This window comes from Leptospira weilii serovar Ranarum str. ICFT (assembly GCF_000332415.1).
Classification (GTDB): Bacteria; Spirochaetota; Leptospiria; order Leptospirales; family Leptospiraceae; genus Leptospira; species Leptospira weilii_A.
The window spans coordinates 1-4,209 of sequence record NZ_AOHC02000024.1 but is presented as its reverse complement, the minus strand read 5'-3'; the positions used below and the strand labels follow the sequence as shown (position 1 = coordinate 4,209).

Genomic DNA, 4,209 nt, shown 5'->3' with positions numbered 1-4,209 from the left:
CAATTAGAGTTGTTGAAAAATTAATTTTCTATTTGTTTCTGTTTCATTGAAATGGACGATTGAAGCGGTTTTGTGAATCGCGAAGATTGAATTTTTCAACGATTTTATTCTAAAATAAGAATTTATAAAATAATGAATCGGTTTGTTTTCTTTTTGATTGCAAAGAGGAATCATTTAAGAGAATTTAATACGAGAAACGGATTTGATTTCGATCGAATCCGCTCCATTCCGGAAAAACCTATGAGACACGATCAAAAATCCAAATTCTTTGTTTTTATCATTCTGTTTTTTTTCAACTGCAATTATCACTATTACGTGCACAAAAGCGGAACGGAAAATGCGGCGATCCCGAATTTATCCAAGGTAAAAATCGCCTATATCGGCTTCCGTCCGTATACGACTGAAATGACACGGTCATCCGCGGAGACTCGTGTGTACACCGCAAATCTCGTCTATCCCGATCGAACTATATTCAAATTTCAGAATGGAGCTTACGCGTCCGATCTAAAATCCGCGGGATATAGAAAGGACGTTTCTTCCGATAAGGTAAAGAAGTTCGTCCAGGATTATTTGAACGAAGTCAAGGAAAGCGGAGTTCTTGAGCTGACATATGTGACAAGCGTGGAGAAAAAAGGGGAGGGACGGATTTTTAAACTAAAGGATATCGGCGCGGATTATTACGTGTTGGGAATTCATACGCCGGCGTTTCAAACTTCGAAACATTTCGGAAGTAGCGTGGTTCAATTGTTCTCTTCTATTTTTTCCGTAATCACCTTGGGACTGATTCCAAGTTATGCGTCTTTGCAGGCCGAAACCGAAATTAAAATCTACGATAAAAATCTGAATCAACTCACTTCCATCAAATACGATCAAGGTTATTCCGTTTTGGGCGCGGTCTGGGCTTCTTCCGTTCCCGAGGAATGTCGTAGAATGGGATGTAACGCCCTCAAACAAGTGACTTCTCCGCCCAAGTTCGTATATCAAGAACAAGGTTCCAAATTTGAAACGGACATAGTGAGTTTTATACAAACTCAATCCGCGTTTCGCAAATGATAAAATCGGTGAAATTTCGTTAAAACGACGTGAATTCGTAAAAAAAAATCGGGCGAATCCGGCCTTGGCAAAGCCAAGAGCCGGAACGCGCTTGAACTAAAGTGTTGCTGCCTGCGGTCGCAACATAATGCTTCAATCAACAAATTGATAGATCGTTCTAAAAACGAAATTTTTTTGTCATTCCAATTTGTTGATTCCGCTTCAATCGCTTTCGCATTGATTACGTCGAACCAGCGTTAAAATACTTTCTTAAAGTTTAGTTTTTCTGAATATTCGCGAAATTGAATTCTCCAGGAAGATCTACTCGCGGAGACTCGCCCGATTCGGGAATTAGGATTTTATTGTCGTGAAAACGGATTTCCGTTCCTTCTTTTGTTTCTTCCAAAAAAGGACTGAGATCGGAAAGGCAGTTTCGATCCGGTCTGAATTTTAGTTTTTTATGATTTGCGGTTCTTGCAAAAAGACAACCGTCCTTGTCCAAGGCGAAGATTAAGTCGTTCAAGGAATAAGTTACTTCGGACTCCGCAAGGAAGAATAACGTGCCTTCCGATTCTTTACAAGCGGTTAAGTGAATGGGATAACCTTCCAGTTCGAGATAACCGTTTTCCGTCAGTTCTCCGAAACGATTGTCGATGTAGATTCCGAGTCGGTCCTCGCGAAGATTTTGACGAAAGTAAGAGAGGATTCCTTGTTGATCGATTCGATTTCCTTGAAAGATCCAACGGTCCTGCGAATCCACAAAAATTTCGCTGTTGAATCTGCGGGGAGAATTTGGATTTTTCGACTCCACCTTTTTTACCTTTGGTGATCCTTATAACGGTAAGCGACACCTTCGATCACTCCCATTTCGTTGTTCATATAACCGACCGCAACCGTGTTGCCGTCTCCGTTGCCGGATTGGATGAGAGTCGGAGGAACGTTTACGATTCCTTTCCCTGTAAAAATTACACCGTCCATGTGATTGGAAAACAATTCTTTTTTGAGATCGATAATCAGGTAATCGGGGATTCTTCCGTTTGCAAAAGAACGAATGATGATTTTTCCGTAGGTTCGATACGGTTTGGGAGGAGAAGTAGTTCGGATTTCGATTTCGTTCCAAGAGCTTTTATGAGAAAAACCGAATTCATCTCTCAAAACCGTTTCCGGAATAAATTCTATGGACTCGCAAGAAAAAAGAGTGGAAAGTAGAATCAGTAAGGAAACAATCTTCGCAATCCGTAAAAAGATGCGAAATCGGGAAAAGTTTTCCGTTTCCGGATTCATGATTCCATTCAGAAAAACCGGAAATAAGGCGCAAGTGTTTTAATCTTGTTTCTCGCTTATCGAGAAACGAGTTTGTTCGAAATTAATTCAATGTTATGATAAAACAGGATCAGGGAAATCAGTTCGGATTTCGATCATTCGAATCGTACTGTCCCTTTAAAACTTCAAATGGAAGATACAGAGTTAGAAAAGAGATCGAGGGAAAACGTTTTAAAAATCGGTTATTGTTCGTTGGACGAAATCGAAGAAAAGGTCAAGGCGTTCCGAGTGATGAATCAGGGTGCGACCAAAAAAAGATACATCATCACGAGAGAACCCGTTCTTGATTCTTCCGGAAGAACGATTCTCGCGAAGGCCGCCGAAATCGACATATCGGCCGCAAAACTTTTGAGAAGACATTTCAAAGGCGCGCAGATGTTTAAAACCTTCCAACCCGACGAAGGAATTGTTATCATTTCGGATATGACTTCCGCAGAGGGAGTTTCCCTTACGATGGATATAGTGACTCAGATCATGAACCTGGGCGGCGGGGCTTACGAAGGATTTATCGATCGTGTGGATAGTTTTGCGGAATTCATCGATCTATTGAAAAAATCCCTTTTTCCAAAACTCATTATCGTCGGTTATATTCAGCAAAATCAGGTTCAGTCCGAATTGTTGCATTTCGTTCGTGTAAAACGGGTGGATAATTATCTTCGGGCGGTCGAACTCTCGCATACTCTTTATAAGCCGACTCCTTATTTTCCGAAAATCAAACAAGTCGAGATCTCGCAGAACGATGCGAAAAGTTGGGGACGTTTCGTCGTTGAGATCATTCGAGAATACACTCGCCCTTATCTCTTGGAAGAAATCTAAAATTCAACAAGGTGCACTCGCTCCGACTTTGTTCTTTCAGGAATTTCACTTCCAGTTTTCAAGTTCGTCTCCAGACTGATTTTACAAATATGTATTTGTGGGAAAATACGCTTATGGATTTTCTTATGATTTCGGAATTCGGGATATACTCGGTTTCTCTTTCCGTCCTGTCATTCCCCCAAGGTCTATCCACAGAGACATCTGTTGGGTTCCTCACGACATAATATTCGCCGTGAAGCAAACTTGCAGGAGTTCCCACACGAATCTCGAATAGGGTATAATCTTGAGGAGTTCCTCAAGACATAATTCATTCGGATTTTCTCACATCGAACTCATGTTAAATCGGGAGTTCCCGCAAAAGTTTTCCCTTTTTAAGCAAAATTTCGTTCTTATCAGATAGAACTTTCTTATACCGAATTCACGTTAATTTATTTGAATATAATGTTTTCTGATTCTAACGAAGTCATATCCCGAGTAAAATTGCTTGCAAGTGAATATTTTTACAGACGGAAATGTCTATTTTCAAATCATCCGAAAGCTCTTAGGGAACTGTTTGTATCGAATCATTTCCTACAACTACGGAATAGCGAGTAACACAAAACACCGGCGGTAAAGGAAGTAGACAAAACCCAGCCCGCATAACGACGTCCACGTTTCTAAGGACCGAACTTCCACTTCGTATTTCCGCCTCCTTTAAATAGGGATAGACTCCCGCGGGAGTTTGGGAAATTCCGAACAGAAATTCACTGAACTCGACGGCTTTCCCTTCATTCGCAAGAATCCCACCCTTGGGTTTATCTAAGGAAACATAAGAAATTCGTTTTACGGTTCCCGAAGAACAACCGATAAAAATCATCGGCAAAAGAATTAAAATCGCAAATCGGATCCGCTTCATTTTTTGCCTTCCTTATCAATTTTAGAACTATCAAACGCAAAACCTTGGATCTCAATACAATTCAAAGGGATCAACACGTTTGTCCGCTGAGTCACATCGGCGTTCAAAATCGTATCGTATTTAGTATCCTTTAGAGCGTTCTC

The 4,209-nt window shown here is 40.8% G+C and carries 6 protein-coding genes; 3 read left to right on the top strand and 3 right to left on the bottom strand.

Annotated elements, in window-relative coordinates; genetic code table 11:
* Positions 1–240: 240 nt before the first annotated feature.
* Positions 241–1,053: an Lp29 family lipoprotein gene (locus LEP1GSC060_RS07500; RefSeq protein WP_036095748.1), complete on the top strand. Its 813-nt coding sequence runs from the start codon at positions 241–243 to the stop codon at positions 1,051–1,053.
* A 256-nt stretch (positions 1,054–1,309) separates the two neighbouring features.
* Here LEP1GSC060_RS07500 and LEP1GSC060_RS07495 read toward each other — a convergent pair whose 3' ends face one another.
* Both LEP1GSC060_RS07495 and LEP1GSC060_RS07490 read right to left on the bottom strand, forming a co-directional pair.
* The gene (locus LEP1GSC060_RS07495) at positions 1,310–1,843 is read right to left on the bottom strand and encodes a hypothetical protein (RefSeq protein WP_003000241.1); all 534 of its coding nucleotides are present in this window, start codon (positions 1,841–1,843) and stop codon (positions 1,310–1,312) included.
* A gap of 5 nt (positions 1,844–1,848) precedes the next feature.
* Positions 1,849–2,187: a hypothetical protein gene (locus LEP1GSC060_RS07490; protein WP_003000247.1), complete on the bottom strand. Its 339-nt coding sequence runs from the start codon at positions 2,185–2,187 to the stop codon at positions 1,849–1,851.
* Positions 2,188–2,209: 22 nt separating this feature from the next.
* On the opposite strand from LEP1GSC060_RS07490, the gene LEP1GSC060_RS20530 reads away from it, so the two are divergent.
* Both LEP1GSC060_RS20530 and LEP1GSC060_RS07485 read left to right on the top strand, forming a co-directional pair.
* Positions 2,210–2,359: a hypothetical protein gene (locus tag LEP1GSC060_RS20530; RefSeq protein WP_003000235.1), complete on the top strand. Its 150-nt coding sequence runs from the start codon at positions 2,210–2,212 to the stop codon at positions 2,357–2,359.
* Positions 2,360–2,484: 125 nt separating this feature from the next.
* Positions 2,485–3,171 carry a hypothetical protein gene (locus LEP1GSC060_RS07485; RefSeq protein WP_003000239.1) on the top strand — a complete coding sequence of 229 codons (687 nt, stop codon included), beginning with the start codon at positions 2,485–2,487 and terminating at the stop codon, positions 3,169–3,171.
* Between the two features lie 541 nt (positions 3,172–3,712).
* Here the strand turns inward: LEP1GSC060_RS07485 and LEP1GSC060_RS07480 are convergent.
* Positions 3,713–4,066: an LIC10260 family lipoprotein gene (locus LEP1GSC060_RS07480; protein WP_003000250.1), complete on the bottom strand. Its 354-nt coding sequence runs from the start codon at positions 4,064–4,066 to the stop codon at positions 3,713–3,715.
* Positions 4,067–4,209 lie beyond the last annotated feature (143 nt).